The sequence below is a fragment of the Nocardia otitidiscaviarum genome, assembly GCF_007362295.1.
Taxonomy (GTDB): domain Bacteria; phylum Actinomycetota; class Actinomycetes; order Mycobacteriales; family Mycobacteriaceae; genus Nocardia; species Nocardia otitidiscaviarum.
Genome location: NZ_CP041695.1, coordinates 3,700,728 through 3,723,996, shown reverse-complemented (window position 1 = coordinate 3,723,996; position 23,269 = coordinate 3,700,728). Strand labels below are relative to the sequence as shown.

Below are 23,269 nucleotides of genomic sequence, written 5' to 3'. Positions count from 1 at the left end.
CATGACACAGCAGCACAGAACGCTGCGCCTGGGCGCCTGCATCGATGGCCCCGGCGGCCACATCGCGTCCTGGCGACATCCGCAGACCCCCGCCGATGCGCAACTGGATTTCGCGTTCCATCGGCGCAACGCCCAGACGCTCGAACGTGCCGTATTCGATTGCATTTTCGTCGCGGATGTCGTCGCGCTGTGGGGCACGGATGTGGAACACCTGAGCAGGACCGCCCGCAACGAGCACCTCGAGCCGCTCGCCCTGCTGTCGGCCTACGCCGCGACGACCGAGCACATCGGGCTCGTCGCGACCGCCACCACCACCTACAACGAACCCTACGACCTCGCGCGGAAATTCGCCTCCCTCGACCACCTCAGCGGTGGCCGGGCGGGCTGGAACGTGGTGACCTCCGCCGCGCCGTGGGAATCTCGCAACTTCGGGTTCCCGGAGCATATGGAGCACGATCTGCGCTATACCCGCGCGGATGAGTTCGTCTCGGTGGCGAACCGGCTGTGGACATCGGGTGCCGTGCCGATCGAGCACAGCGGCCGGTTCTTAAGCGTGCGCGGCCCGCTCAATGTGGCGCCCCCTCCGCAGGGACGGCCGGTCATCTTCCAGGCCGGTGCGTCCCCGGTCGGCCGCGCGTTCGCGGCCCGGCACGGCGAGGTGCTCTTCACCCGGCACACCCAGCTGTCCGACGCCCAGGAGTTCTACGCCGATATGAAGTCGCGCGCCGCCGCGAACGGCCGGGCCCCCGACACGATCCAGATCTGGCCCGGATTGCAGCCGATCGTGGCCGGCACCGAGGCCGAGGCGAAGGATCGGCTGCGGCAGTTACAGGAGCTGATGCCGGACATCGTCGCGCTGCGCGCGCTGCAGGCCCAGCTCGGTGATATCGACCTGACCGAGTATCCGCTGGACGGACCGGTACCGGACCTGCCGGTCACGAACAACTCGCGCAGCACCGCCCAGCGCTGGATCGACCTCGCCCGCAGGGAGAATCTGACGCTGCGCCAGCTGTCGTTGCGGACGGCGGGAGACATCGTCGCGGGCACCCCCGAACAGCTCGCCGACCATATGGAGACAATGTTCACCCAGGGCGCCGCGGACGGATTCCTCGTCGACTTCCCCTGCCTTCCAAGTTCATTGGACGACTTCGTCGAGCACGTCGTGCCGGAGCTGCGTCGACGGGGGCTGCTGCGCACGTCCTATGTCGACGGCACGCTGCGGGACAATCTCGGCCTCGCCGAGTCGGCTCTGGCAGGTGTGCGATGACCATCGTGCTCTTCGCGCAGTTGACCACCGCGGGTGGCGGTGGCGGCAACGGCCGTGCCACCTTCGCCCACGTCTGCGAGTGGGCCCGCGCCGCGCACCGCGCCGGAATCGACGCCCTGCTGTTCGACGACCGCCAAAGCCTCCAGCCGGAGGGAGCAGGGGCTTTCGAGGCCGGAACCCTCACGGCCGCACTAGCCGCCGCGACCGACGGCATCGGCCTGGTGCCGTCGATCTCGACCGAGCATCTCGCGCCGTACCACGTGGCCCGGCTGCTTGCGACGATCGACTACCTCAGCGGCGGCCGCGTAGGGTGGGAGATGAGGACTCCTGGCGACGGCGGCGAAACCGCCAACTACCGCGCGGACGGCATGGCGGCGATCGATCGGCAGCTCGCCCGCGCCGAGGAATTCGCGCAGGTCGTCGGCGGGCTGTGGGACAGCTTCGATGACGATGCGTTCCTGCGTGACCGTGAATCCGGCGTCTACTTCCTGCCGGAGCGGCTGCACACGCTCGATCACGAGGGCGAACACTTCGAGGTGGCGGGACCGCTCAACATCGCCCGCCCGCCGCAGGGACATCCGGTCTCGGTGCGTCGCGTCGACAGCGACGAGGCCGCCGCGCTCGCGGGCCGGGTCGCCGATGTCGCCATCGTGCCGATCGATCGGGCCGACGAGGTGCGCGAGATCGGGGACGCGGTGACCGAAGCGGCGCTGGGAGCCGGCCGGCGACGCGGCGACGTCCTGATCCTGTTGGAGCGGTCGGCATCCACACCCGTCGAACACCTGCTCCGATTGGCCGGTACGGGCGTGGTCAATGGCTTCAGTCTGCTTGCCTCGCAGCACGATTCCCCCGAAAAGGCGTACGCCGACATGCTGGAGACCGCCACCGCCGTACGCAGCCTGTCGGCGGCGGCGTCGGGCGCAACACTGCGGGCACGACTGGGGCTTCGCCGCCCGCCCAGCAGATGGACCGCGGCATGACACCCGCTCGACCACACCAGACAGGAGCGAATCACACATGAGCGCATACCCGGACCTGCACGGAAAGGTCGCCGTGGTCACCGGTGGCGCCTCCGGCATCGGCAAGGGCACCGCCCGGCGGCTCATCGCCGAGGGGATGCAGGTGATCATCGCCGATATCGAGCCCGATGCCCTGGAGCAGACCGCGGCCGAGATCGGTGCGGTCGGCATCCGGACCGACGTCAGCGATCTGGACAGCGTGCGGTCACTCGCCCGAGCGGCGACCGATCGGTTCGGCACCGTGCACGTCGTTGTCAACAATGCCGGTGTCGGGCCGATCGGACGGATCGCCGACCTCACGATCGAGGATTGGCAGTGGATGCTCGGCGTGAATCTCTTCGGCGTCATCCACGGCGTGCAGACCTTCCTGCCGATCCTGAAGGCCAACGAGGACGGCGGCCATATCGTCAACACCGCATCGATCTTCGGCCTGTTCTCCCAGCCGCCGCTGGCGGCCTACGCGGTCAGCAAGTACGGGGTGGTGGCGCTCACGGAGGCATTGGCCGGTGAGCTCGAACAGGATGGCTCGAAGGTGGGGGCGACCGTATTGTGTTCGGCCACGGTGCAAACCAATGTCGCAACCAGCACCCGCAACCGGCCGGAGCGTTATGCGGGCGGTGGACTGACCGACTTCACGATGACCGAGGAGGAGTATCGGTCCCAGCGGTGGCTGGAGCCCGAGGAGGTCGGGGCGATCGTCGTCGACGCCATCAAGAGTGGTGAGCTCTACGCCGTCACCCACGCGGAGTGGTACGCCCCGATCGAGCAGCGTCACCGGGACATCGCCGCCGCCTTCGACCGGGCGGCCGCTCATGCCCCGAAGGCCGATTCGGCGACCTAGGGGATAGACGAGAGGGGCGCGGCTTCCCTGGAAGTCGCGCCCCTCTCGTCTATTCGCCGGACGTCAGCGGCGCGTGGCGCTGATGAACAGATAACCGTTCTCCGGTGTGGCGGCCGCGCGGCGCATGAAGTCGGTGAATGCGTCGATCTCCTGTTCGGTGGCATGCGCCAGGAATTCGGCACGCTTCTTTTCGACGGTGTCGGCGAGCACGATTCCGGTGCGATTGACCTTGTCGGTGATATCGGTGATCTCGACATCGACGAAACCGTTCGCGGCCAAGTGCTCCCGGTACTCCTCGGCGGTGCCGAGTGAGCCGATCTTGTAGGTGGTGCGGATGTGGTCGAGCACCACCTTCCCCTCGGGGCTGACCGGTCCGCGCTCGACGACATCGGCGATCGCCAGCCGTCCACCGGGGCGCAGCACGCGGGCGGCCTCGGCCAGCACCTGTCCGCGGTCGGGCATGTGCAGCATCGACTCCAGCGCCCAGGCGAGATCGAAGGAGTCGTCGGGGAACGGCATGTCCATCGCGTCGGCCAACCGGAATTCGGCGCGCTCGGCCAGACCGAGTTCGGCGACCCGGGCCTGGGCCTGTTCGGCCTGCAGCCGGCTGATGGTGATGCCGACGACGGACACGTCCTTGGTGAGTGCCAGACGCAGCGTCGGATTGCCGTTGCCGCAACCGATGTCGAGCATGCGCTGACCGGGCTGCGCGTGCAGGCCCGAAATCATCAGGTCGGTGAGCCGATCCGTGGCGGCCTCGATGGGGCAGTCCTCGTCGGACTCGCTGTCCCAGTAGCCGTAGTGCAGATTGGCCCCCCACAGCTCATCGATCTTGCCGGCCAGACTGAACTTGTCGGTTCCGTCGTAGAAGCTGGCCACATCATCCGTGCTGACTGTCATCAGTCTCTTCCCGTTCGGTTGCGGATTTCTCTCGAGGGTCTTCTCGAAGTGCGATGGCGGCATTGGGGCAGAGCCGGACGACCTTTCGCACGGTGTCGGCTCGTGTCGGATCGGGTTCGGGATCGAGGACGACGACCCGCCCGTCCTCGCCGGAGTCGAACAGGTCCGGGGCCGTGCGAAGGCAGTGCCCGACGCCGATGCAGCGGTCCCGGTCCGCGGAGATACGCATGCGGTCTCCTACCAGGTGACGGGGAACTCGTCCAAGCCGAAGATCGCGGCGTCGTATTTGAACGACAGGTCCTCGACCTCCGCATTCAGCCGGAGCGTGGGAACGCGTCGGAACAGTGTCTCGTAGGAGCTCTCCAGCCAGGCGCGGGCCAGATTCTGGCCGATGCATTGATGGACGCCGTATCCGAATGCCAGGTGATTGCCGGCGCTGCGGTGGATGTCGAACTCACCGGCCCGGGCGAAGGCCCGCTCGTCGTGATTGGCCGAGGCGCACAGCGCGAAGACCGCGTCGCCCGCACGAATGACCTGATCGCCGATCTCGATGTCGCCGAGGGCGATACGGGCGAACGTCGGCCCGTCCGCGACCGAGTGGTACCGCAGCAACTCGTCCACCGCACCGGGCCACAGCGCCGGGTCGGCCCGCAGCTCGGTGAGCTGGTCGGGGTGCCGCAGCAGGGTGAGGGTGCCGAGCATGATCATGTTCGACGTGGTCTCGTGCGCGGCGATCAGCAGCTGCAGGACCATGCCGACGGCCGCGTTGTGGGTGATCTCGCCGGTCAGGACCCGCTGGGTGACCAGCCGGCCGATGAGGTTGTCGCCGGGCTCGCGCTCGGCCCGGGTGATCACGTCATCGGTATAGCCCCGCAGCTCCGCGACCGGGGCCAGCATGTCCTCGGATGCCTCGATCTTGCGGGTCCGCACCCGGGACTGGAAGAACCTGTGGTCCTCGTAGGGGATGCCGAGGAGCTGGCAGATGCCCAGCGATGCGACCGGTAGGGCGAACGCCTCGGCGAGATCGGCCGGGGGACCGGCGGCGAGCATGGTGTCGAGCAGCTCATCGATCATGGCTTGAATGCGCGCGCGCAGTGCCTTGATGCGCTTGAAGCTGAACTCCGGGATCAGCATTCGCCGATAGATGTCGTGCTCGGGTGAATCCATGTTGAAGAACTCGCCCTCGAACAACTGATACCGTTCGGCATCCGGGGCCGAGGTCAGCTCGGGAAAGCCCGGGCGGGTGATGTCGGTGCTGATCTGCGGGTGAGCCAGGACCCGCTGCACCTCGTCGTATCGGGTCACCACCCACGCCTGCTGCCCGCTGGGCAGCAGGACGCGGGCGAGCGATCCCTGCTCGCGGAGTTCGGCGTATTCCGCTGCTGGAGCGAACGGACACTGACGTCGCATCGGAAAGTTGTGGACTGCGGCCTGATTTTCGTCGAGCGCCGTCATCGTGCTGACTCTCGTGGCTCTGCAACGGATATCGACATGATCGCAGTCTTGCTCAGGTCGGCGGCGAACAAGAAGTGGACCTTCGTACATCAAACCTTGGTGCGATGCACGAAGGTTCACTTTACGTAGGGACTCGGGCGCGCTTAGAAATAGTTCGTTCACACCCAGGAAAGACGGGAGAGTCGACGTGACCGAAACGAGTGACGAGACGCGATCGGACGTCGTTGACCAGCAATTTGTTACGCAGTTCAGAGAGGACGGTTTCACGCATATTCCGAATGTGCTCACCCCGGAGGAGGTAGCGCACTACCGGGAGGCCGCGCTGGAAGCGATCGAGCGTGAGGGCATGGTGGCCGGCATGGGTATGAAGGTGGGCCGGACTGCGGTTCGGACGACCAAGGACGCCTTCCGCAACAACGAGGTGCTGCGCAGCCTCGCTCGTCATCCGCGGATCGGCGCGATCGCCGAGCAACTATCCGGTATTTCGTTGCGGGTATGGGGCGGTGAGACACTCGTCAAGTCCCCCGGCGACGAGCTGCCCACCATGTGGCACGACGATCTCACGCTCGCACCACTGGATGGGCGGCTGTTGCTAAATGCGTGGATTGCGCTGGTGGACGTGCCGGTCGAGCGCGGATGTATGACATTTCTCCCCGGCTCGCATCGACGGCCGGAACCGTTTCGCGCGCCGCTGTCGGCCGCCCAGCTGAAGCCGGATTCCTATCTGTTCGACACTTATCCGCAGCTTGCTTGGGGTCGACGAGTGACCGTTCCCTTGCGTGCCGGCGACGCTACGTTCCATCAGTGGCGGACCGGACACACCGCCGGGGGCAACTTCTCGGAGGCCGATCGTATCGCCTTTATCACCACCTACACCGATGCGGAAGCGACGTACCGCCCGCATCCGGGACACCAGTGGGCGGATTTGGAGACCGGCCAGCGTCCGCCCGACGACATCTATCCGCGCGTTGCCGATTTCGTGTAGGACAGCTCGGATCGGACGAGGGAGGGCAGTGGAGCACGCGGTTGTGACGGGGGCGACCAATGGGATCGGGGAAGCCATCGCCCGTCGCCTCGCAGGACCAGGACGAACGGTAACACTGGTGGGGCGCAGCAGTTCCCGGTTGGTGGCAGCCCGGGATCGGATCTCGACGGCTGTTCCTGGCGCCGACCTCGTTCTGGAGCAGGCCGATCTCGCAGAGCTGGACCAGGTACGCGATCTGGCGGACAGGCTGTCGGCCGGGCCGAGCCCGGATGTGGTCGTCAGCAACGCTGCTGTGGTCGCGCCGGTGGATCGAAGGACCTCCGCCGGTCTACCGCGGATGTTGACCATCAATTACCTGGCACCGTATCTGCTGTTACGCACTATCTCGACGGCGGTGAAGCGCTCGAGGCTGATCATCATCGCCTCCGACCCGGTCCTTCTTGCGCACGAGCCGGTAGATCTGGACGACATAACGCACTCCAACCCGAAAAGCTTGGGCTTGCGAGCGGATCTGTGGCCGTATTACGGCTACGTTCGCAGCAAGAACATGAACACGATGTTCGCCTATGCTCTCGCCCGGCGCATGGCTGGGACGGAGGTCACGGTCAACGCGTGTCACCCGGGCACGATCGCCGGCACCGGGCTCGGGGGAGAGGTGCCCGGGCTCGGTCCGATCATCGTGCAGGCTCACCGTGACGGAGTCCTGCCGCAGCCCGGCCCCCAACCGGGTGTCGGGCGGTGGGAGCATGGCCGATCCGATCCCGCACAGTTGCCCGGCCCCGATGTCGGGGCGCGCACTCCGGTGTGGTTGGCTACCTCATCCGAGATGGCGGGCGTGACCGGCCGCTTCTTTGTTGGGCACTGCTCCGTCGAAACCGCTCCTCACACCACCGATCCCGAACGTTGCGAAGAACTGTGGCGCCGCACGGCTGCATTGGTTGGACTCGCTCCGTGAAACATCTTGTCGCTCAAATGGATCGCACCCAACGTCCGCTGCTGATCTCGGTCGGCGGGAGCCAGTGACGTCCGGGGTCGAATGAGCGGAAGTCGGCGGTGATGTGGCTGATGAGTTGGGGTAGGGCGCGGTGCCGGTTGCGTCGATGCCACAGCATGGAGTGCGGATAGCAGGGGGTCGGATCTACGATCGGAATCTGGCAGATGTCAGGATGCCAGGGGACGCGCAGTCGTTCGCCGGAGAACATGTAGCTGTCACGTGATTCCGCGATCTCGTCGAGCATGTGATCCAGGCCGAAGTTGGGTCCCTCGATATCGATGACGAGCCCGAAGTTCTGGGCTAGATCGTCGTAGTACTGAGCCCATTCGCTGCCGGGTGCGTTTCCCGGCATCCGGGCCACCGAACGTCTGAGATCGGCGAGGCGGACCCGACGGCGGTCGGCGAGAGGGTGTTTGCGGCCGACCAGAATGTGCAGGGGCTCGAGATATGCCGGCATGTGTTCGATGGCAGGATCGAGCGCGCCGACAACTCGTGCGAAGGCGACGTCGATCGTACCGTTGACGAGAGCCGCTCGACCGCTGCGCAGCCCGCTGGATGTCACGATGTCGATCTCCACGCGGGGATGAGTCTCGTGGAACGTCCTGATCAGCTCGGTGGCCGCGAGACGGGTGCCGAGTACGTCCACACGCAGCGGGCGGTTGCTACCTCGCAACGACGCGGTGGCCTGATCAGCGAGTGCGATCAGCGCCCTGGCATGAGGGAGGAAAGCCACGCCGTCCTCGGTGAGAGCGCTTCCCTGCCGTGAACGGTGAAACAGTGTCGTGCCGAGCGCGGCTTCCAGCTTCGCTATTCGCTTGGAGACCGCTTGCTGAGTCAGTCTCAGCTGGTCCGCCGCCTCGCCGAAGTGCTGATGGTCGGCGATGACGATGAATGCGCGGACCGCACCGAGGTCCAGTTCCAAACCATCTCCCCTCACAACAGCTGGCTGTGGGCCGGGCGTGCCGGTTGTTGGACAGAGGACTGTCCTGTCTAGTGAAATGTTTCCAACCGGGACGACAGTACAAGAAGTGTGCCTGCAGTCAGAACCCAGGCTCCATACGGTCCCGCCGAGGAGGTGAGAATTTACATTCAGGCGTGAATGGATTCCTGCTTGCCATCAGAGATCTCACCTTGTTGGTCGGCCTCGTCTGGAAGCTGCCAAGCAGTGCTGTGACTTGGTCGTAGGGCCGAGAACTGTTGCTGGACAAAGACGTCACGTACATCGGTCTCTAGTTGTCAGAGCTGGGATCGCAAACCGACTGTGGCGCAACAGGAGCTGCTAGGTGTAGTAGTGGAAGATCTCGCTGGTAGACGAATGTTGTTGTGCCAGTAGGCATCTTGCATGGCATGTGGCGGTGAGTCGGGGGTCACGAGCCATCCTCATGTGTATGTTCCGGTTGGAAGTAAGTTCCGGGTACGCTATCATTCCGATAGGTAGGATGACTTTGATTGGAGCGCCTGGTAAAAAGGGGGATACGCGAGTCCGGTTTGACTGAGGGCGTCCAACGGTAGTTTCGTGCAAGCATGTGCATCCGCTGTATCCGGGCGGATTGCGTTGTGTATGCGAAAGCTACTGTTGCCGCGAGGGAAATGGTCGCCTGCTTCTCTCGAACGGTGCGAAAAATCGGAACGGGTATTGTGAACCCGCAGGGTCATGGGAAGAAAGTTTCTATGTCTGAAGAGCTTGGTCCGGGAGAACTTGTTCGGCAAGATTGCTTGATCGATACTACCCATTCGAGATGGCAGAACGAGACGGCGCGCGCAGCATTGTTGTCGTCACGGGAGATTCAAGTGTTCTGGCTGCTTGGTAATGGTCGATCCAACCGTGCCATTGCCGGTCAGTTGCAGATCACCGAACGCACGGTGAAGGCGCATGTGGCGCGAATCATGGCAAAGCTCGGTGTCGAATCACGGCTGCAGGCCGGGTTGGTCTCGTATGCTTATCAGCTCGCGCAACACGGCCGGAACGCGTGCAACACAATAGGACGTCGATGTTCATGCACCTACATGCCGAACCACGCGGACGCGGCAACCTGCTGAACGCGACTGCATCGGCGGGGGTGTCCTCCGGATGGCGACCCCGCCGATGCACAGTCTCACGCCGACTGGCCCCGGCCGGTCATGGTCGTCTCGAGGATCAGAGTGGCGATACTGTTCGCGTTGCGAAAGTTGCGCACGTTGACGCTGGACTGGTGGAGGGTGCAGTCGAACTCCGAACGGACGAATCCGATCAGCTCAGCGGTATTGACCGAGTTTAGGATTCCCCAGTCGAGTAGCGGTGTTTCGCCGTCCAGACGGCTGGCCGGATCGTCATCGAGAAACCGTTTCCGGATGAAGGTTAGCAGACGTTCGGCAAGCTCGGCCTGTGTCATGTTGTACTCCTTGCAATTTCAGATGGGGTCAGTATTCCGTGCTTGCGTGCGGACACTGCCGCGAGCAGAGCAGCACGGTCAGCCTTGCCGGTGCGGGTTCTCGGCAGCTCTGACGCGAGATGAACCTCGTCCGGGATCATGTATCGAGGCAACCGTTCGGCGTTGTGCCGCTTGATTTCCAGCACACTGAGACGGTGATCACGAAGGGGGACCACGAATGCGACGAGACGGGCATCGATTCCAGTCCCCCGTACTGCCGCAACAGCTTCGGCGACGGCAGGATGCGCGGCTAGAGTAGCCTCCACCTCGCCGAGTTCGACGCGGTGGCCACGGATCTTGAGTAGATGATCCCGCCGCCCGAGGTAGTCGAAGGTCCGGTCGTCGAGGACCCGCACCATATCTCCGGTGCGATAGACCCCATGCTGCGGACCCCGCCCCCAGTAGCCCAGCATTACCGTCGGCCCTGCGACGACGAGCTCTCCGTCCTCCCCAGGTCCGGCCTCCACTCCGTCGAGCCGCTCGGCCCATACTTTGTTCCCGCAGGTGGCCTGTCCGATCGGCACCGGCCGATCGCGCAACAGGTCGGCGTCTGTCACCTCTCGCCCGGTGCACACATTGGTTTCGGTCGGCCCGTACAGGTTCAACAGCCGCGCTCCGGTCCATCCGCGCAAGTCACGAACATGCCCAATGGGAAACGGCTCTCCCGCGAACAGAACGGCACGCAGCGACGCGGGGGGCGGGGCGTCGAGCAGTCCGCCATCACGCATCATCAGCGTGAGGGCCGACGGAACCGAATACCAGACCGTGATCCGCTGGTCGCACAGAAATTCGACGAGTTGAACCGGCGCATAGGCAAGTTCGGCGGGAATCGGATGGACCGAGGCGCCGACGGCGAATGCCGCGTAGAGATCGAGTACCGACAGGTCGAAGGTCAGTGGGGCATGATTGGCGAATCTGTCATCCGGCCCGGCGCCCAACATGGTAACGGCCCAATCCACGAAAGCACACGCATTTCCGTGACTGACGCAGACGCCCTTGGGGGCCCCTGTCGAGCCCGACGTGTAGAGGATATAGGCCAGAGCCGAGGGGACGACGTCGACGACTGCGCCGGTCGGTTCGTCGGAGGCGGTAGGTGTGGTCGACGGATCAAGCCACGCCACGCCCGAAGGGATGCCCGCGACGCGTGGGCGCGTGGAACTCACCGCAGTCGCCCCGCAGTCGTCGGCGAGCGCAGCCACTCGGCTCGGCGGAGTGGAACCGTCGATCGGTACATAAGCCGCGCCCACGCGCAGAACGGCCTGCATTGCTGCAATCGTTGTGGGGGACTTGTCATCCCAGACGATCACCCGATGACCGTGACCGATGCCCTGGCGCGTCAGCTCATGCGCCAGCCCGGCCGCGAGCCGGTCGAGTTCGGTGTAGGTCATCTCACCCAACGGGCCCGCGATCGCCAACCGATCCGGATATCGCGCTGCCGAGAGCGAGAGCAATTCGTGAAGCCTCACAGGCCCATCTCCCGGGCGATGATGTCCCGCTGGATCTCGGTGGTTCCCGAGAACAGCCGCGTGGGTACCGAGTCTCGGAGGTATCGCTCGATCCCTCCCTCGATCAGATATCCTTCCGCTCCGAAGATCTGAATGGCGTCGAGGCTGTTGGCGACTGCGGCCTCGGAGACCGCCACCTTGGACAGCGCGGCTGCCGCGGTTTGTTCGCCAGCGCCCTGATCGATCAGCCAGCATGCGCGATACACCATGAGCCGAGCGCTCTCCAGGCGCTGCTTCATCACGGCAATGCGATGCGATACGGCCTGGAATCTGGCGATGGGACGGCCGAACTGGCGGCGTCGGCGCGCGTGAGCGACACAGCGGTCCAGTTGGTCGTCCATCATGCCGATATAGGCGGCGAACAGACAGGCACGTTCCCACGTCATGGCGTGGGCAAAGATCACCGAACCCTGTCCCTCGTCGCCGAGCAGATAGTCTTCGGGCACACGACAGTCGTGGAATCTCACCCGCCCCGCCGGGCAGCCCTCCAGTCCCATTTTGGTGAAGGGCCGACCACGGTGGACGCCGGGAAGATCGGACGGAACGGCGAACGCCGAGTTACCGAGGAACCCGCCGTCGGGTGCCGTGGCCGCATATGTGACGAGAACGTCGGCGGTGGGACCGTTGCTGACGAAGGATTTCTCCCCCTCGATTACATACGTGTTGTCGCTCCGGTGTGCGGTGACCGCAAGGCGACTGGTATCAGAGCCCGCATCGTCTTCGGTGATGGCGTTGGCCGCTATCAGATCTCCGGTGGACATGCTGGGCAACAGGTCGCGACGTAAGCGCTCGCTGCCGAAATCGCGAACGGCGACGGCGCCTGCGAGAAGGTGTGCAGAGATCGCGAAGACGAGTCCGGTGTCGGGGCAACCGCGACCGAATGCTTCCAGGCACAGTGCGGTGTCCAGAGCGCCGAAACCGCTACCGCCGTACTCGGTTGGGACGCACAAGCCGGTGAGACCAAGGGCGGCAGCGGTTTTCCACCTGTCTGCGGTGGGTGTGTCGCTGTCGGTCAGCCGATCCCGTGTCTCGTCCAGCAAGGTCGCGTATCGCTCGAGCTGCGCGGCAGTCAGTGCAAAATCCATCTATTTCCTCGCAACGAGATGTGGAAACTGGCGTCCGGCACGAAGTCCGCATGGCGGCCACAAGGTATGCCGCCATGCGTTTCACTGGATGAACTTTGATCCCGTCGATGTCGGCCTGCTTGCATCCTTGCTCAGCCGCGATCTTGCATTCAATAGAACCTTCGGACATGAACCTTTGGTCAAGTGCAATGGTTCAATTTACGCGCGCCTGCACAAAGCCTAGAACTTGACTGGAGTCACCTACGAGCATCGTCTGCGGGCGAGCTCGGTAAGAAAGTAGGAGCGTTCATCGTGGATGATGTATTTCTCGCCGGAGTGGGTTGCGTCCTGCCGCCGGCTGTATCGGTGGCCGAAGCTGTGGCGGCCGGGGCATGGACGAAACGAGACGCAGCCGATACGCAACAACTCGCCGTCACCGTTGCAGCGGAAGAACAGTATTCCCCCGATCTGGCGGTGGATGCGGCGAGACTGGCACTTGAACGATCCCGGCTCTCGCCAGAAAAAATCGCGCTCGTGCTGCATTGCATGATGCTCACCCCCGGCGGTCGGCTCTGGCACGGGGCGCCTTATGTGCACCGGCAGTTGGGCGCACCGACCGGCCGGTGCCTTGCCAGTGATCTGGATGCCGGATGCGATGGCGCTTTGGTGGCCCTGGAGTTGGCTTCAGCGTATCTCGCCGCACGCAATGGGGACGATCTCGCGCTCGTTACCGCGGGCGACTGCTGGCGTGAGCACGAGGTGGATCGCTGGCGGACGTCCAGCAACCCATTTGGTGACGGGGCAGCGGCGGTGATTGTATCCCGAGAGGCGGGCTTCGCGCGGATCGCGGGTATCGCATCGCACAGTGACCCCGAACTGGAGCCGATCGGGCGAGGGCTGAACCCTTTCTCTCCCGAGCGCGAGAATCTCATCGGTCCGGTATACCTGCGGACCCGTCATGAAGAGGTGGTGGATGGCGAGCGGATTTGGCAGGTCATCGCCGACGACGTCCGGGCGGTGGTTCGTTCCGCGACCGAACAGGCTGGTATCTCGATTCCCGAGATCGATCATGTCGTATGCCCGTTCCTGGGTCTGCAACTGACGGCGCAGCAATTTTTAGCACCGTTGTCGATCCGTCTCGATATCACACCGTGGGAATTCTCGCGGCGCGTGGGGCATATCGGTCCGGCGGATCCCCTCGCGGGACTGGACTATCTCGTCAACGTCGAGCGTGTCGATTGGCGGTACATCCTGCTACTCGCCCACGGGCTCGGTGGGACCACAACCGCGGTGGTTCTAGAATCCGTCAGCGCCTGATCGAATCGGTGCTGAAGTGTCGTTGTGCCCTCGGACTCGGGCTGCGAACGTTCTCGCCCAGTTCCGGTGGCCGCCTGTACGGCGACGAGTACTTCATCCCGGCATACGTCGGCCACGTCACCGACCGAACCCACCCCGACATCTCACCGCTGTTCGGCGACCTCCGCGACCTGACGCCGACCCTCCTGGTCGTCGGAGCCTCGGACATCCTGCTCGAAGACAACCTGGCCCTGGCGGCCCGCCTCTGCGTCGCCGGCAACGACCTCGACGTGCGCGTGTACCCCGAATCAGTGCACGGCTTCACATCATCGCCGACGACCATGGCGGCCAAGGCGATTGAGCATGTGGGAGCCTGGCTCACGAAGCGGTTGGGTCAAGACTGGACAGGTGGTGTCGCGGGCATTCCGGGGTTGGACTCGAGTCGGGCACATTCGCTACCGGATCGCTGCCTGGATGCAGTCGCAGGAAGGCAAGTATCAAGACGCCGAGTACTTTTCGCAAGGTGATTCGACAATCACCGCGGACAATCTGCTCATTCTGCTGTCCTGGGCATTTCTCCTCGTCGCGGGACTATCGGGCAGCGGTTCGGTACTTCTATTGCGTGGCAAGGGGACTGGAGTGCCTTTGGTGCTGACCGGCGCAGTGGTGGTTGTTCTCGGGCAGATATTCGCGGCGATACTCGCGGGGATCCCGATCGATGCGTTCCGATACTCGACACCACCGCACGTCGTGTTCGCGACGCCGTTGGTGATCTTTCCGCTGATGACGATCCTCTGCATGGCCGAGTACACGTGGTCGGTGGAATCGAGGCGATACCGCACGCAGGGCACAAGTCAGTACCGCGGTCGACTGAGGGCTGTCGATAGTACTGCGCCGACCGGGGTGGTGGGGCGGCGCAGCAGGTATGCGAGAGCGCCTGCGGTAGTGGAGAATTCACCGCGTCGTGCCGCCCGGAACATGCCCAGCAGCAGTTCGGCGCGTTCGGGAGGAACGCCGCTGGCTACCAGTGTCTCGGTCCACTCGCAGTCCTCGATGACAACGCGCCGGATCGTTCGGCCGGTGAGATCGGTGAGGAGCGTGGCGATGTCATCGAGATCGAGTGCGTGTGGGGCGGTGAGCGGTGCGGTCGGTCCATCGAATCGGCTCTCGTCGGCGAGGATGATCGCGGCCGCTTCGGCGAGGTCGGCGTGGGCGGTCCAGGACACGGGACCGTCCGCCGGTGCGCGCAGTTCGCCGGTCTCCAGCGCCGAGCCCAGCAGGAGTGGGATGGTGCTGGCGTAAAAGCCGTTTCGCAAGGCGGTGAATGGTGCGCCGGTGCTGGCCAGGTAGTGCTCCGTGGCGGCGTGATCGGGCATCGGCGCGAACACCGAATCCGCCGCGGCGGCTTGGTGACTCGTGTAGAGAATTCGCTCGGCCCCGGCCATGCGAGCGGCGTCGACGGCCGCCCGATGTGCGGCGGCTGCCGCCTCGCCGGTCTGGTTGGTCGAGACGATCAGCACCTGCGTCGCGCCGTCGAAGGAGGCGCGCAGGGACCGCGGGTCGGTGAAGTCGCCGCGCCGTACCCGGATGCCGCGCTCGGCCCATCCGGTGGCGCGATCGGGATCCCGAACGCTGATTCCGACTCGGTCGGCGGGCACTCGCTTCAGTAACTGCTCGACGATCTGGGATCCGAGTAGGCCGGTACCGCCGGTGACGATGATCATCACAACTCCTTATCAATGGAAATAACGGTGATAGCAACGGCGATACTAGCATCGGTTACGATGTCCGCATGGCGGAGGCGAAATCGAGCAGGCACGAGACCCGGGAGCGCATCGTCGAGGTGGCGGCACGGCTGCTGCGTGACAAGGGCACGCATGCCGTCACCACCCGCGCCGTGGCGCAGGCGGCTGGAATGCAGGCGCCGACCATCTACCGGTTCTTCGAAGACAAGGACGCGCTGCTCGACGCCGTCGCCGAACACGTCTTCGCCGCCTACGTGGCCGACAAGGAACGCGTCGATCACGAGGACGACCCGGTGGCGGATTTGCGCGCCGGGTGGGAGATGCATCTCGACTTCGCCCTGGCCAATCCAGCGGTCTTCTCGTTGCTCACCGACCCGCATCGGGGGGTCGCATCGCCAGCCGCGGCGGCGGGGTTGAGGGTGCTGCGCGAGCGGGTGCACCGCGTCGCGGCGACGGGCCGGCTTCGGGTCGATGAAAGCCGGGCCGTCGAACTCATCCATGCCGCCGGCACTGGTGTCGCCCTGTCGCTGCTGTCCGTCCCGCAGCAGCAGCGCGACCCCGGCCTGGCAGCGTCGATGTTCGAGGCGGTGACGCGTGCGATCCTCACCGACGCGCAGGGTGCGACACTGCGAGACGCCCGGGTCGCACTGCTGGCAGCGGTGCCGGAACTACCGCTCACCGACAGCGAACGGGCACTGCTGCTGGAATGGCTGCGGCGAACCGAAGAGAATCGCACCGACACCAGTTCGAAGCGGACCTCGAATCCCCTGTGATGTCCCCGCACCTTCGTTCGAAGGTTCTGTCGTGCTGAGTTCGATTCTTCGCGGAAAAGTCTCCACCGAGTGTTCAACGATACGGTTGAATGCTATGGCTACGACGGACAGCGATCTGACGATCGAACTCAGCATGGCCGAGCTTCGCGAGGTCACGGCCTATGCGGTGGCCTGCGCGGAGCGCGTGCAGGCGATCTTCGAACGGGATCGCCCGGACGACAGGCGTCCGCGGATCGTTCTCGACGAGGCACGCCGTTTCGTCGACGGCGGTCGGCGCACACAGGCGTTGCGCGTGGCCGCTCTCGACGCTCACCGGGCCGCGCGAGACGCCGGGGAGTTGCGGGCTGCGGCCGAGGCGGCGCGCGCGGCCGCCCATGCAGGTGGTGCCGCGTATCTGCACCCGCTGGCGAAGGCGACCCAGGGTGGGCACATCCTCATGTCGGCCGCATGCGCAGCCCATGCCTTGGAACTCGACGCCGGTGACGGTCACGCCGTCGGTGCCGCTCACGTCGCCGAGACGGTAGCGCTGGCGGGTCCGACCGTGGTCAGGGTGCTGCGACGGTATCCGCCCGCCCCGAGCGGGCGTGGGCGCGTCGGCGAATTGTGGCGAGAGCTGGACGCGTCGCTGCGGCGGGCAGCGGTGAACGAGTGAGATTCAGTTCGTGGACAGGGCGGGATCGGGTGGCTTCGAGGTGGGATCGGTGGAGATACGGAGCAGCGTGCGGGTGGCCAGGTGCGCGGCGAGGCGGTAGGCCAGGATCGCCGGGACGACGACCAGCAGGACCATGCGCAAGCACACCAGCATGCTGGTGACGGCCAGGTAGGCGATGCCGATGCCATCGGGTGAGCCGAACCCGTGCCGTGCCGACAATGCCGCCGCGATCGGATGCAGGGCGAGGTACAGCGCGATCAGGATCAGCGGTATGCGCAGCGGTTTCCACACGGCGCGGAGTCGCGAACCGTCGGGGGCGCTCATGACGCGAGCTCCGGGCCGGAGGTGAGGAAGGCAAGCAGTAGGGCATTGCCGATCGCGCCGCCGGTGGCGAAGCGCAGGCGGGAGCCGCTGCGCAGCGGCAGGCCGAAGAGGTTCGCGGTGCGGTACAGGCGGGTGAAGGTATCGCGGTGGCCGAACGCGCGGGCCGGGGCGAGCGCGAAACCGGTTGCCGAGATGGAGGTTCCGAGGATCAGGGGGCCGCTGTCCATATCGCCGGGACCGTCGTAGCCGTCGCCGTACTCGTCGATTGCACTGAAGCCCAGTATGGTTCGCTCCTGGCGGAACAGCGCCGTTGTCAGTTCCGCGGCGAGTGCCCGGTCCGCGAATCCGGCGAAGTAGGCCGCCAAACCGGTTCCGGATGCGCGCGGGGCGTCATGGGGCCGGCCGTCGACCCCCATGCGCTGCACGATCAGGCCGGTGGTTCGATCGATCTGCACCTCGCGTACCCGCTGCGCCCAATGCGACAGCACCTCGGTGTGATCGGTACCGGTCGCACGCCCGTGCACCGCGATCGCGGCGGCCACTGCGGCCACGTCGGTGGTGTACGCCTCGCCGGGAAACGTATCCAGTAGGCCGGTAGGGGAGGCGAGCAGTCGGCGCGCGAGCGCGGCGACCACCGCGTCGTGTCGGACCGCGAGGTCGGCCGGGAACGCCGGATCGACCACGCGCGCCATACCGAGCGCGAGAGCGGGATAGGACAGGTAGGCGTGTCCGTCCGTGCTGTCGAGCTCGGCCATCCCGTCCCGGCCGTGCCAGGCCGCGGTGAACTCCGCGCGCATCTCGGGCAGCAGACTCTTGGCCGCCGCGCGAGTCGCTATGGGCGCGTAGCGTTCCCGCCACTCCGGATACTCCAGACACACCTGTGCCAGCCCCAACGCGGTCATCTGATGAACGAGCAACCCCCACATCTCGGCGAGCCCCGCCAACCCGGCGGCCCGCCCCGCATCGTCATCGGCCTCGAAAGCCACCAGCTCTTCGGCGAGCCCACGCGCCCGCCCCACATCCCCGCGATACCACTCGTCGGCATCTCGCCCACGCCACCAACCCGGCAGCACGCCCGCGACGGCCACCGCCACCACGAGGCCGATCGCGATCGCGAGTGGACGGTGGAATCTGTTCGGCAGACGCAGGATTGAGATCGGTCTCCCCATGACCCGAACCTACCGGCGGCGCCGGGGCGCTAGGTTCGGGTCCGTGAGCGTGTACAACGAACAGCTACAACATCTCGGACAGCGGGCAGCGCAAATCCTCGACAGCCCTGGGGATCTCGATGAAACGATTCGTGACCTGGCCTACCTCGCCGTCATGGCGGCGGATTTCGACTATCAGGTGAAGAACGGTGGGTTTGGGCAACTGATCTACAACTGGGGGCGGGAGCGATTGGAGCAATGCGACGACATGTTGCAGACGGTAGGCGCACCCATTGCGTTGTCGTTCTATCGACGGGCTGTGACGCGGTGCGCGGAGGATCTGGCGGACTTCGACGCGTTCATGGCCGATTTCACCGTGCCGACCAGCGTCGGCCAGGATCTGACGCTCCTCAGTGTCGAATATCTCCGCGGTGATGCCAGCTTCGACGACGAGATAGCCGGATTTCTCGACTATGCGAACGCGGGTTTGTAGTCCTCCGGGCTTGGTTCATCGCCGGATTCAGCGCTCGTCGACAGTATGGCCTCTCGAGGCATAACGGAGCGCTGTATTCGACGCCTCGCTCGCGCTCGGGTGACGGTCTCCTGGTCGCGCTGGTTGGATCGGGCTGGTGCCCACCGCGAACGCTCGCGTTGCTACGCGCTGATGAGCGGCGTACGGGCCAGGTTCGAAGAAGCGATTCGAAGAAGCGATTCGGAGAGCCGGTCGTGTTCGCGACTCCGATGGTCGAGTAGCGGCCCGAGATGTCTCCGGGACACGCCGACTTCCCGCAGGACGGGTAGATCGCTGTGGGGGCGTATGCGTTTCGAATCAGGGCTGGGAACGGGCGCCCTATTCCCGCGCGCGGTGGGGCTCCCGACTGCGGAATCCGTGGCGATACCGATCGTCCTGGCGCTGGGCGCCGCGGTGGGACTCGTGGCCGTCGCGGCCCGTGCGGTCGGCGCCGTGGTGGGATGCGCCCGCGCCCGTGCCCGTGCGGTCGGTTAGCAGTCGGGCGCGGCGGCGTTTCACACTCTCGGCTAGCACTTGTTCGGGGTGATGGAACCGATTCACCCGCGGCCGGCGGTACGGATCCACCGAGGTCGGCGGACAGAACGCCGTCCTTCCGGCATCCGCGCTCCCCGCCGGGAGGCGGTGGGTGGCCCACCCGCTCGGATCCTCGGGGTCGGCGGTGATCTGCGCATGATGGGCATCGCAGACCAGGGTGAGGTTGTCGATATCGGTCGGTCCGTGCGCGGCCCACGGAATCAGGTGATGCATCGCGCACATGGTCGCGGGTGCCGAGCAGTCGGGGTGGGTGCAGCCCCGGTCGCGGGCGATGGCGGCCAACCGCTGCCATGGCGACGCGATCCTTGCACCCTCCCCCAAATACAGGGGCTTGCCTTGGGTTTCGTCGAAGAGCAGCAACAGCGGGATCGAGCCCTGCGCCATCCGCCATGCCTCCCGCACCGGGATTGTCGTCCCCGACGCCGCCCGCGCTACCCCCGCACCCCGGGCCAGGTCGGTGATCGACATCGTGAGCACGATCGACACCGGCAGGCCGCGATGCGCACCGAGGTTGTCCGGGCCGCTGGCGGACAGGAACGCTTTCAACGCGTCGTGGCGCCGCTGCGCGGGATTCCGCGTGTCGCGCCCGACGGCGGCTGCCCACCGGTTCGGGTCGAACCCGTCGGGATCATGCACGCCGAGTTGGGGGCTGTCGGGGTCGTCGGGCATGCACATGCCCGGGCGCGCCCACTTCGCGAACACGGTATCGACCATGGCCCGCAGTTCGGGATCGAAACAGCCCTGGAACGGGCTCATCCCGTCCAGGCGTTGTTCCCCGAAGGTGGCCGCCCGCAGGCGGGCGCGGTCCTTGGCGGTGGTGAGTGTCCCGTCGGGGTCGAGGTAACCCAGGATGCGGTCACCGACCTTGCCCACCATCTCCGGCGTCCCGGCGCGGGCGGCGTCGGCGAGGTGTTCCTCGGCGATCGCGCGGTGTTCGGTGTCGACCGCGTCGGGGATGCGGTCCATCACCCGCATCACCGCCCGCGCGTGATCCCCCGAGATCGCCCCCGCGGCCTGCGCGGTCGCCGTGGCGGGCAAACGGGGTTCGCACGGCTCGCCGTAGGCGCTGGTCATCACTCCCAGCTGCGCGGCGCCCTTCACCCGTGCGACGGCGTCGGCTTTGGCCAGCCGCAGGGTTTGCACCAGGTACCGGTACAACCCCACTGATCCGGTGGTGGTCCACAACTGTCGGTCGTTGATCTCGATCACGTGTCGATGCCCGACCGTTTCGAGGCGACGGCGACACGCTTCCAGTCCTTGCACGCGGGCGGCGAATGCGGTGTCGGTGAATCCGGTCAGGTCCTCGGCCAACAGCGCGTCGATCGCCGCCGCCAGTGCGGCGAGCGCGGGATCGCACTGCTGGATTTCCCCCTCCGAATTCATGTCCTTATTCTACCGCGAAATTGGTTGCGGCAGAATAAAAAAGAGAATGTGAACTGAATATCCTCAGTTAAGTCGGGAAGCGGATTGATTTGCGCCGTCCTGGTTTCGCCCGTGAGTTCGTTCGAGCGTCGCGGGGGCGTCAGCTCATGCGCGTCAGGCCACCGACGTCCCGACAGTCGGCAACCGGCCGCCGCGTCCTCGGTCCGTTCGGTCGGGTGGGTCTAATCCGCGCGGGCGTAGCGGACGGCGGAAATCACCGCTTCCATGTCGATCTGGAGTTCGGGGTTCTGTTGTTGGACCTCGCGGAGTTCGAGGACCACGTCGTCGATCGAGGTGCGGCGGGCGAGGGTGAGGAGTTCTCGGTGGATGTAGTCGGGGAGGGGGATGCCGGTGGCGTTCGCGCGGCGGGTGAGGACCTGCACGGTTTCCGGAGGGAGGTTGTATTCGGCGCTCAATGCTGTTGTGGTGGCATCGAATTCGGCGGAATCGCTGGGCGGATTGTCCGATTCGAGGAAATCGACGATGGCGTCTACCGGCACGCGGGTGCGGGCGAGGCGGGTCAGTTCCGCGCGGAGGTAGTCGGGGAGGGGCTGGCCGGCCGCTCGAGCTCGTCGGCGCAGGACATTCGCGGCCGGGGCGGGCAGATCGTCGATTGCGAGCGTTGCCATGGGGGATACCGTAGGTGGGATGGGCTGAAGCGACAAAGTTCGGACGTTCGTTGCGGTTTGGGCAAAGCTGCGTGTGCAACCCGGGTTACATGAACGGAGAGCTTCGTCTCGCGGTGCTCGACAGCACGAATGCGTCCGCACCAGCGAACATTCCCGGCGGCAGCGTTGGATCGCGGGCGGCGTTGAAGCCGCGGCACCGAAGTCTCGACGTGGGGGGAATCGAGGTCTTCTATCGGGAGGTCGCGGCGGTGGCGGAGCCGTGTGTGCTTTTGCTGCACGGGTTTCCGAGTTCGTCGCACACCTTCCGGGATGTGCTCGCGCCGCTGGGCGAGGTGAGTCGGGTTGTCGCACCGGACCTGCCGGGCTTCGGATTCTCGGCTGCGCCCGGGGTCGACGACTACGAATACACGTTCGCCCATCTGGCCGATACCGTCGAAGCGTTTCTCGAACGGATCGGTGTCGAGAAGTTCTTCGTCTACCTGCACGATTTCGGCGCACCGGTCGGCTACCACCTCGCCACCAGGCATCCGGAACGCATCCTCGGGCTGATCGTGCAGAACGGAAATGCGCACCACGACGGGCTGGGCAGCCAATGGGACACCGCGAAGGACTTCTGGGCCGATCCGTCGGACGCCAACCGCGCGCGGCTACCCGAATGGTTGAACTTCGAGGGCACCCGGTACCAGTACCTGGGTGCCCTGCCGGAACGGGTGCGCGAGTTGCATCCACCCGAGTCGTGGCATCTGGATTGGGCGCGAATGATGCGGCCGGGCAATGTGGAAGCGCAATTCCGGCTGTTCCGGGACTACGCGAATCACGTCGCCCGATTCGACGAGCTGGCGGAGTACCACCGGACGTATCAGCCGCCGTGCCTGCTGCTGTGGGGGCGCCACGACGCGTTCTACGAGCTGGACGAGATCATGGCGTACGCGCGTGAGCTCGATCGGCTCGACATGCACGTCTACGACGGGGGACACCTGGTGCTGGAGACACATGCCGGGGAATGCGCCACCGCCATGCGAGAATTCGTTGCCGAAATCACCGCGGAACGAAGCCGTCTCCGGTGAGTGTGTATGTCCGCGAATTGGTTTCGCATACCGTCATTGGCCCACCCGGAACTCGAGCAGACAGCGCTGCTCGGTGAGATCGCGGACCGTGCGGGGGAGCGGTGAGGATGGCGGCCAACAGCGTGCCGGTACCGCCGCCGACATCGATGATGGTGGCGAAGCGCGACCATTCGAAACCCGCGACCATGCGCGGGATTTGAGCATGCAGACGGTGGACCATCTGGCGGTCGAACGACTCGCGTAGCGCTGCGTGGTCGGCCAGGTCGGACCAGAAGTCCCGGCCGTATCGGCGGGGGTAGGCGGCGCGGCCGGTGGTGATGCTGTGGGCGAGTTCGACGAAGGCCAGTTCGGCGCGGCCGCCTGCGGTGTCGAGGTGGAGAAGGTCGACGAGGCCGTTGTCGGCGGTGGCGGAAAGGTTCGCGCCGTAGGCGGTGGTGCGGTAGCCGGTGGCGGTTCGTTCCATGACGCCGAGCGTGGTGAGGTGGGCGAGTAGCAGGTCGAGTGCGATCGGGGAGACGGCGAGGTCGGCCGCGAGGGTGGTGACGGATGCGCCGTCGCCCAGTAGCCGATCGGGCAGCTCCAGAGTCACCGCGACACGGAGTGCCATGGGTGTGGCCAGACCGGCCAGGCGGTGCAGCGTCTTCGTATCGTCGTCGTGTTCCACGGATATCCACTGTGCCCCGCGTCGCATCGGCGGCGGTAACTA

The 23,269-nt window shown here is 65.6% G+C and carries 25 protein-coding genes; 12 read left to right on the top strand and 13 right to left on the bottom strand.

What is annotated here, in order from left to right:
* Position 1 precedes the first annotated feature (1 nt).
* From FOH10_RS16550 to FOH10_RS16540, 3 genes are read left to right on the top strand one after another with little or no spacing between them, the layout of a single operon-like run.
* The gene (locus FOH10_RS16550; protein WP_143981416.1) at positions 2-1,267 is read left to right on the top strand and encodes an LLM class flavin-dependent oxidoreductase; all 1,266 of its coding nucleotides are present in this window, start codon (positions 2-4) and stop codon (positions 1,265-1,267) included.
* Positions 1,264-2,247, top strand: a complete 984-nt coding sequence (locus FOH10_RS16545) for an LLM class flavin-dependent oxidoreductase (RefSeq protein WP_143981415.1) — start codon at positions 1,264-1,266, stop codon at positions 2,245-2,247. The genes FOH10_RS16550 and FOH10_RS16545 overlap by 4 nt, the downstream gene beginning before the upstream one ends.
* 37 nt (positions 2,248-2,284) lie before the next feature.
* Positions 2,285-3,127, top strand: a complete 843-nt coding sequence (locus FOH10_RS16540; protein ID WP_186000868.1) for an SDR family NAD(P)-dependent oxidoreductase — start codon at positions 2,285-2,287, stop codon at positions 3,125-3,127.
* Between the two features lie 63 nt (positions 3,128-3,190).
* Here FOH10_RS16540 and FOH10_RS16535 read toward each other — a convergent pair whose 3' ends face one another.
* Genes FOH10_RS16535 through FOH10_RS16525 form a run of 3 tightly spaced genes read right to left on the bottom strand, consistent with a single transcriptional unit; the run spans position 3,191 to position 5,437 of the window.
* The gene (locus FOH10_RS16535) at positions 3,191-4,027 is read right to left on the bottom strand and encodes a methyltransferase domain-containing protein (protein WP_143981413.1); all 837 of its coding nucleotides are present in this window, start codon (positions 4,025-4,027) and stop codon (positions 3,191-3,193) included.
* A complete protein-coding gene (locus tag FOH10_RS16530; RefSeq protein WP_143981412.1) occupies positions 4,008-4,256 on the bottom strand; it encodes a ferredoxin in 249 nt (82 codons plus the stop codon). Before FOH10_RS16530 ends, FOH10_RS16535 begins: the two co-directional genes overlap by 20 nt.
* An 8-nt stretch (positions 4,257-4,264) precedes the next feature.
* The gene (locus FOH10_RS16525) at positions 4,265-5,437 is read right to left on the bottom strand and encodes a cytochrome P450 (RefSeq protein WP_221937989.1); all 1,173 of its coding nucleotides are present in this window, start codon (positions 5,435-5,437) and stop codon (positions 4,265-4,267) included.
* A 232-nt stretch (positions 5,438-5,669) separates the two neighbouring features.
* Between FOH10_RS16525 and FOH10_RS16520 the strand changes: the two genes are divergently transcribed.
* The gene (locus FOH10_RS16520) at positions 5,670-6,467 is read left to right on the top strand and encodes a phytanoyl-CoA dioxygenase family protein (RefSeq protein ID WP_186000867.1); all 798 of its coding nucleotides are present in this window, start codon (positions 5,670-5,672) and stop codon (positions 6,465-6,467) included.
* On the top strand, positions 6,361-7,422 hold the full coding sequence (locus FOH10_RS16515) for an SDR family NAD(P)-dependent oxidoreductase (protein WP_143981410.1): 1,062 nt from the start codon (positions 6,361-6,363) through the stop codon (positions 7,420-7,422). The genes FOH10_RS16520 and FOH10_RS16515 overlap by 107 nt, the downstream gene beginning before the upstream one ends.
* 13 nt (positions 7,423-7,435) lie before the next feature.
* On the opposite strand, the gene FOH10_RS16510 is transcribed toward FOH10_RS16515, so the two are convergent.
* Complete coding sequence (locus tag FOH10_RS16510; RefSeq protein ID WP_143981409.1) at positions 7,436-8,383, bottom strand: LysR family transcriptional regulator; 948 nt, start codon at positions 8,381-8,383, stop codon at positions 7,436-7,438.
* Positions 8,384-9,018: 635 nt separating this feature from the next.
* Between FOH10_RS16510 and FOH10_RS16505 the strand changes: the two genes are divergently transcribed.
* The gene (locus tag FOH10_RS16505; RefSeq protein ID WP_186000866.1) at positions 9,019-9,501 is read left to right on the top strand and encodes a response regulator transcription factor; all 483 of its coding nucleotides are present in this window, start codon (positions 9,019-9,021) and stop codon (positions 9,499-9,501) included.
* Between the two features lie 56 nt (positions 9,502-9,557).
* On the opposite strand, the gene FOH10_RS16500 is transcribed toward FOH10_RS16505, so the two are convergent.
* The 3 genes from FOH10_RS16500 to FOH10_RS16490 form a co-directional block, all read right to left on the bottom strand.
* Positions 9,558-9,833, bottom strand: coding sequence for an acyl carrier protein (locus tag FOH10_RS16500; protein WP_143981407.1), 276 nt, complete (start codon positions 9,831-9,833; stop codon positions 9,558-9,560).
* A complete protein-coding gene (locus tag FOH10_RS16495) occupies positions 9,830-11,260 on the bottom strand; it encodes an amino acid adenylation domain-containing protein (RefSeq protein ID WP_186000957.1) in 1,431 nt (476 codons plus the stop codon). Before FOH10_RS16495 ends, FOH10_RS16500 begins: the two co-directional genes overlap by 4 nt.
* A 74-nt stretch (positions 11,261-11,334) precedes the next feature.
* Positions 11,335-12,462: an acyl-CoA dehydrogenase family protein gene (locus FOH10_RS16490; protein WP_143981405.1), complete on the bottom strand. Its 1,128-nt coding sequence runs from the start codon at positions 12,460-12,462 to the stop codon at positions 11,335-11,337.
* Between the two features lie 291 nt (positions 12,463-12,753).
* Between FOH10_RS16490 and FOH10_RS35680 the strand changes: the two genes are divergently transcribed.
* Together FOH10_RS35680 and FOH10_RS36285 are read left to right on the top strand one after the other, a co-directional pair.
* On the top strand, positions 12,754-13,758 hold the full coding sequence (locus FOH10_RS35680) for a ketoacyl-ACP synthase III family protein (protein WP_143981404.1): 1,005 nt from the start codon (positions 12,754-12,756) through the stop codon (positions 13,756-13,758).
* Positions 13,759-13,766: 8 nt separating this feature from the next.
* Positions 13,767-14,264: an alpha/beta hydrolase fold domain-containing protein gene (locus tag FOH10_RS36285; RefSeq protein ID WP_425326148.1), complete on the top strand. Its 498-nt coding sequence runs from the start codon at positions 13,767-13,769 to the stop codon at positions 14,262-14,264.
* Positions 14,265-14,591: 327 nt separating this feature from the next.
* Here the strand turns inward: FOH10_RS36285 and FOH10_RS16475 are convergent, their stop codons facing one another.
* Positions 14,592-15,461, bottom strand: a complete 870-nt coding sequence (locus FOH10_RS16475) for an NmrA family NAD(P)-binding protein (protein ID WP_143981402.1) — start codon at positions 15,459-15,461, stop codon at positions 14,592-14,594.
* A 68-nt stretch (positions 15,462-15,529) separates the two neighbouring features.
* Between FOH10_RS16475 and FOH10_RS16470 the strand changes: the two genes are divergently transcribed.
* Both FOH10_RS16470 and FOH10_RS16465 read left to right on the top strand, forming a co-directional pair.
* A complete protein-coding gene (locus tag FOH10_RS16470) occupies positions 15,530-16,255 on the top strand; it encodes a TetR/AcrR family transcriptional regulator (protein WP_143981401.1) in 726 nt (241 codons plus the stop codon).
* Positions 16,256-16,349: 94 nt separating this feature from the next.
* Entirely contained in the window at positions 16,350-16,907 is a 558-nt protein-coding gene (locus FOH10_RS16465; RefSeq protein WP_143981400.1) for a putative immunity protein, read from the top strand.
* Between the two features lie 3 nt (positions 16,908-16,910).
* Here the strand turns inward: FOH10_RS16465 and FOH10_RS16460 are convergent, their stop codons facing one another.
* Both FOH10_RS16460 and FOH10_RS16455 read right to left on the bottom strand, forming a co-directional pair.
* Complete coding sequence (locus tag FOH10_RS16460; RefSeq protein ID WP_143981399.1) at positions 16,911-17,231, bottom strand: hypothetical protein; 321 nt, start codon at positions 17,229-17,231, stop codon at positions 16,911-16,913.
* The gene (locus FOH10_RS16455) at positions 17,228-18,400 is read right to left on the bottom strand and encodes a hypothetical protein (RefSeq protein ID WP_143981398.1); all 1,173 of its coding nucleotides are present in this window, start codon (positions 18,398-18,400) and stop codon (positions 17,228-17,230) included. The genes FOH10_RS16460 and FOH10_RS16455 overlap by 4 nt, the downstream gene beginning before the upstream one ends.
* Before the next feature lie 43 nt (positions 18,401-18,443).
* On the opposite strand from FOH10_RS16455, the gene FOH10_RS16450 reads away from it, so the two are divergent.
* Positions 18,444-18,872 carry a DMP19 family protein gene (locus FOH10_RS16450; RefSeq protein WP_143981397.1) on the top strand — a complete coding sequence of 143 codons (429 nt, stop codon included), beginning with the start codon at positions 18,444-18,446 and terminating at the stop codon, positions 18,870-18,872.
* A gap of 357 nt (positions 18,873-19,229) precedes the next feature.
* Here the strand turns inward: FOH10_RS16450 and FOH10_RS16445 are convergent, their stop codons facing one another.
* On the bottom strand, positions 19,230-20,828 hold the full coding sequence (locus tag FOH10_RS16445; RefSeq protein ID WP_143981396.1) for an HNH endonuclease signature motif containing protein: 1,599 nt from the start codon (positions 20,826-20,828) through the stop codon (positions 19,230-19,232).
* A gap of 221 nt (positions 20,829-21,049) precedes the next feature.
* Positions 21,050-21,496, bottom strand: a complete 447-nt coding sequence (locus tag FOH10_RS16440) for a hypothetical protein (RefSeq protein WP_029924614.1) — start codon at positions 21,494-21,496, stop codon at positions 21,050-21,052.
* A gap of 209 nt (positions 21,497-21,705) precedes the next feature.
* On the opposite strand from FOH10_RS16440, the gene FOH10_RS16435 reads away from it, so the two are divergent.
* Positions 21,706-22,563 (top strand): alpha/beta fold hydrolase, encoded by an 858-nt coding sequence (locus tag FOH10_RS16435; RefSeq protein WP_244962019.1) that lies wholly within the window; start codon positions 21,706-21,708, stop codon positions 22,561-22,563.
* Here FOH10_RS16435 and FOH10_RS16430 read toward each other — a convergent pair.
* Positions 22,535-23,227, bottom strand: coding sequence for a methyltransferase (locus FOH10_RS16430; RefSeq protein ID WP_221937987.1), 693 nt, complete (start codon positions 23,225-23,227; stop codon positions 22,535-22,537). The two genes, FOH10_RS16435 and FOH10_RS16430, sit on opposite strands and share 29 nt — an antisense overlap.
* Positions 23,228-23,269: the final 42 nt, after the last annotated feature.

What these genes read in the sequence shown, in the direction of transcription:
- FOH10_RS16550 (WP_143981416.1), top strand. Translation starts at nt 2, where the DNA reads ATGACACAGCAGCACAGAACGCTGCGCCTGGGCGCCTGCATCGATGGC.
- FOH10_RS16545 (WP_143981415.1), top strand. Translation starts at nt 1,264, where the DNA reads ATGACCATCGTGCTCTTCGCGCAGTTGACCACCGCGGGTGGCGGTGGC.
- FOH10_RS16540 (WP_186000868.1), top strand. Translation starts at nt 2,285, where the DNA reads ATGAGCGCATACCCGGACCTGCACGGAAAGGTCGCCGTGGTCACCGGT.
- FOH10_RS16535 (WP_143981413.1), bottom strand. Translation starts at nt 4,027, where the DNA reads ATGACAGTCAGCACGGATGATGTGGCCAGCTTCTACGACGGAACCGAC.
- FOH10_RS16530 (WP_143981412.1), bottom strand. Translation starts at nt 4,256, where the DNA reads ATGCGTATCTCCGCGGACCGGGACCGCTGCATCGGCGTCGGGCACTGC.
- FOH10_RS16525 (WP_221937989.1), bottom strand. Translation starts at nt 5,437, where the DNA reads ATGCGACGTCAGTGTCCGTTCGCTCCAGCAGCGGAATACGCCGAACTC.
- FOH10_RS16515 (WP_143981410.1), top strand. Translation starts at nt 6,361, where the DNA reads ATGCGGAAGCGACGTACCGCCCGCATCCGGGACACCAGTGGGCGGATT.
- FOH10_RS16500 (WP_143981407.1), bottom strand. Translation starts at nt 9,833, where the DNA reads ATGACACAGGCCGAGCTTGCCGAACGTCTGCTAACCTTCATCCGGAAA.
- FOH10_RS16495 (WP_186000957.1), bottom strand. Translation starts at nt 11,260, where the DNA reads ATGACCTACACCGAACTCGACCGGCTCGCGGCCGGGCTGGCGCATGAG.
- FOH10_RS16490 (WP_143981405.1), bottom strand. Translation starts at nt 12,462, where the DNA reads ATGGATTTTGCACTGACTGCCGCGCAGCTCGAGCGATACGCGACCTTG.
- FOH10_RS16475 (WP_143981402.1), bottom strand. Translation starts at nt 15,461, where the DNA reads ATGATCATCGTCACCGGCGGTACCGGCCTACTCGGATCCCAGATCGTC.
- FOH10_RS16470 (WP_143981401.1), top strand. Translation starts at nt 15,530, where the DNA reads ATGGCGGAGGCGAAATCGAGCAGGCACGAGACCCGGGAGCGCATCGTC.
- FOH10_RS16465 (WP_143981400.1), top strand. Translation starts at nt 16,350, where the DNA reads ATGGCTACGACGGACAGCGATCTGACGATCGAACTCAGCATGGCCGAG.
- FOH10_RS16460 (WP_143981399.1), bottom strand. Translation starts at nt 17,231, where the DNA reads ATGAGCGCCCCCGACGGTTCGCGACTCCGCGCCGTGTGGAAACCGCTG.
- FOH10_RS16455 (WP_143981398.1), bottom strand. Translation starts at nt 18,400, where the DNA reads ATGGGGAGACCGATCTCAATCCTGCGTCTGCCGAACAGATTCCACCGT.
- FOH10_RS16445 (WP_143981396.1), bottom strand. Translation starts at nt 20,828, where the DNA reads ATGAATTCGGAGGGGGAAATCCAGCAGTGCGATCCCGCGCTCGCCGCA.
- FOH10_RS16440 (WP_029924614.1), bottom strand. Translation starts at nt 21,496, where the DNA reads ATGGCAACGCTCGCAATCGACGATCTGCCCGCCCCGGCCGCGAATGTC.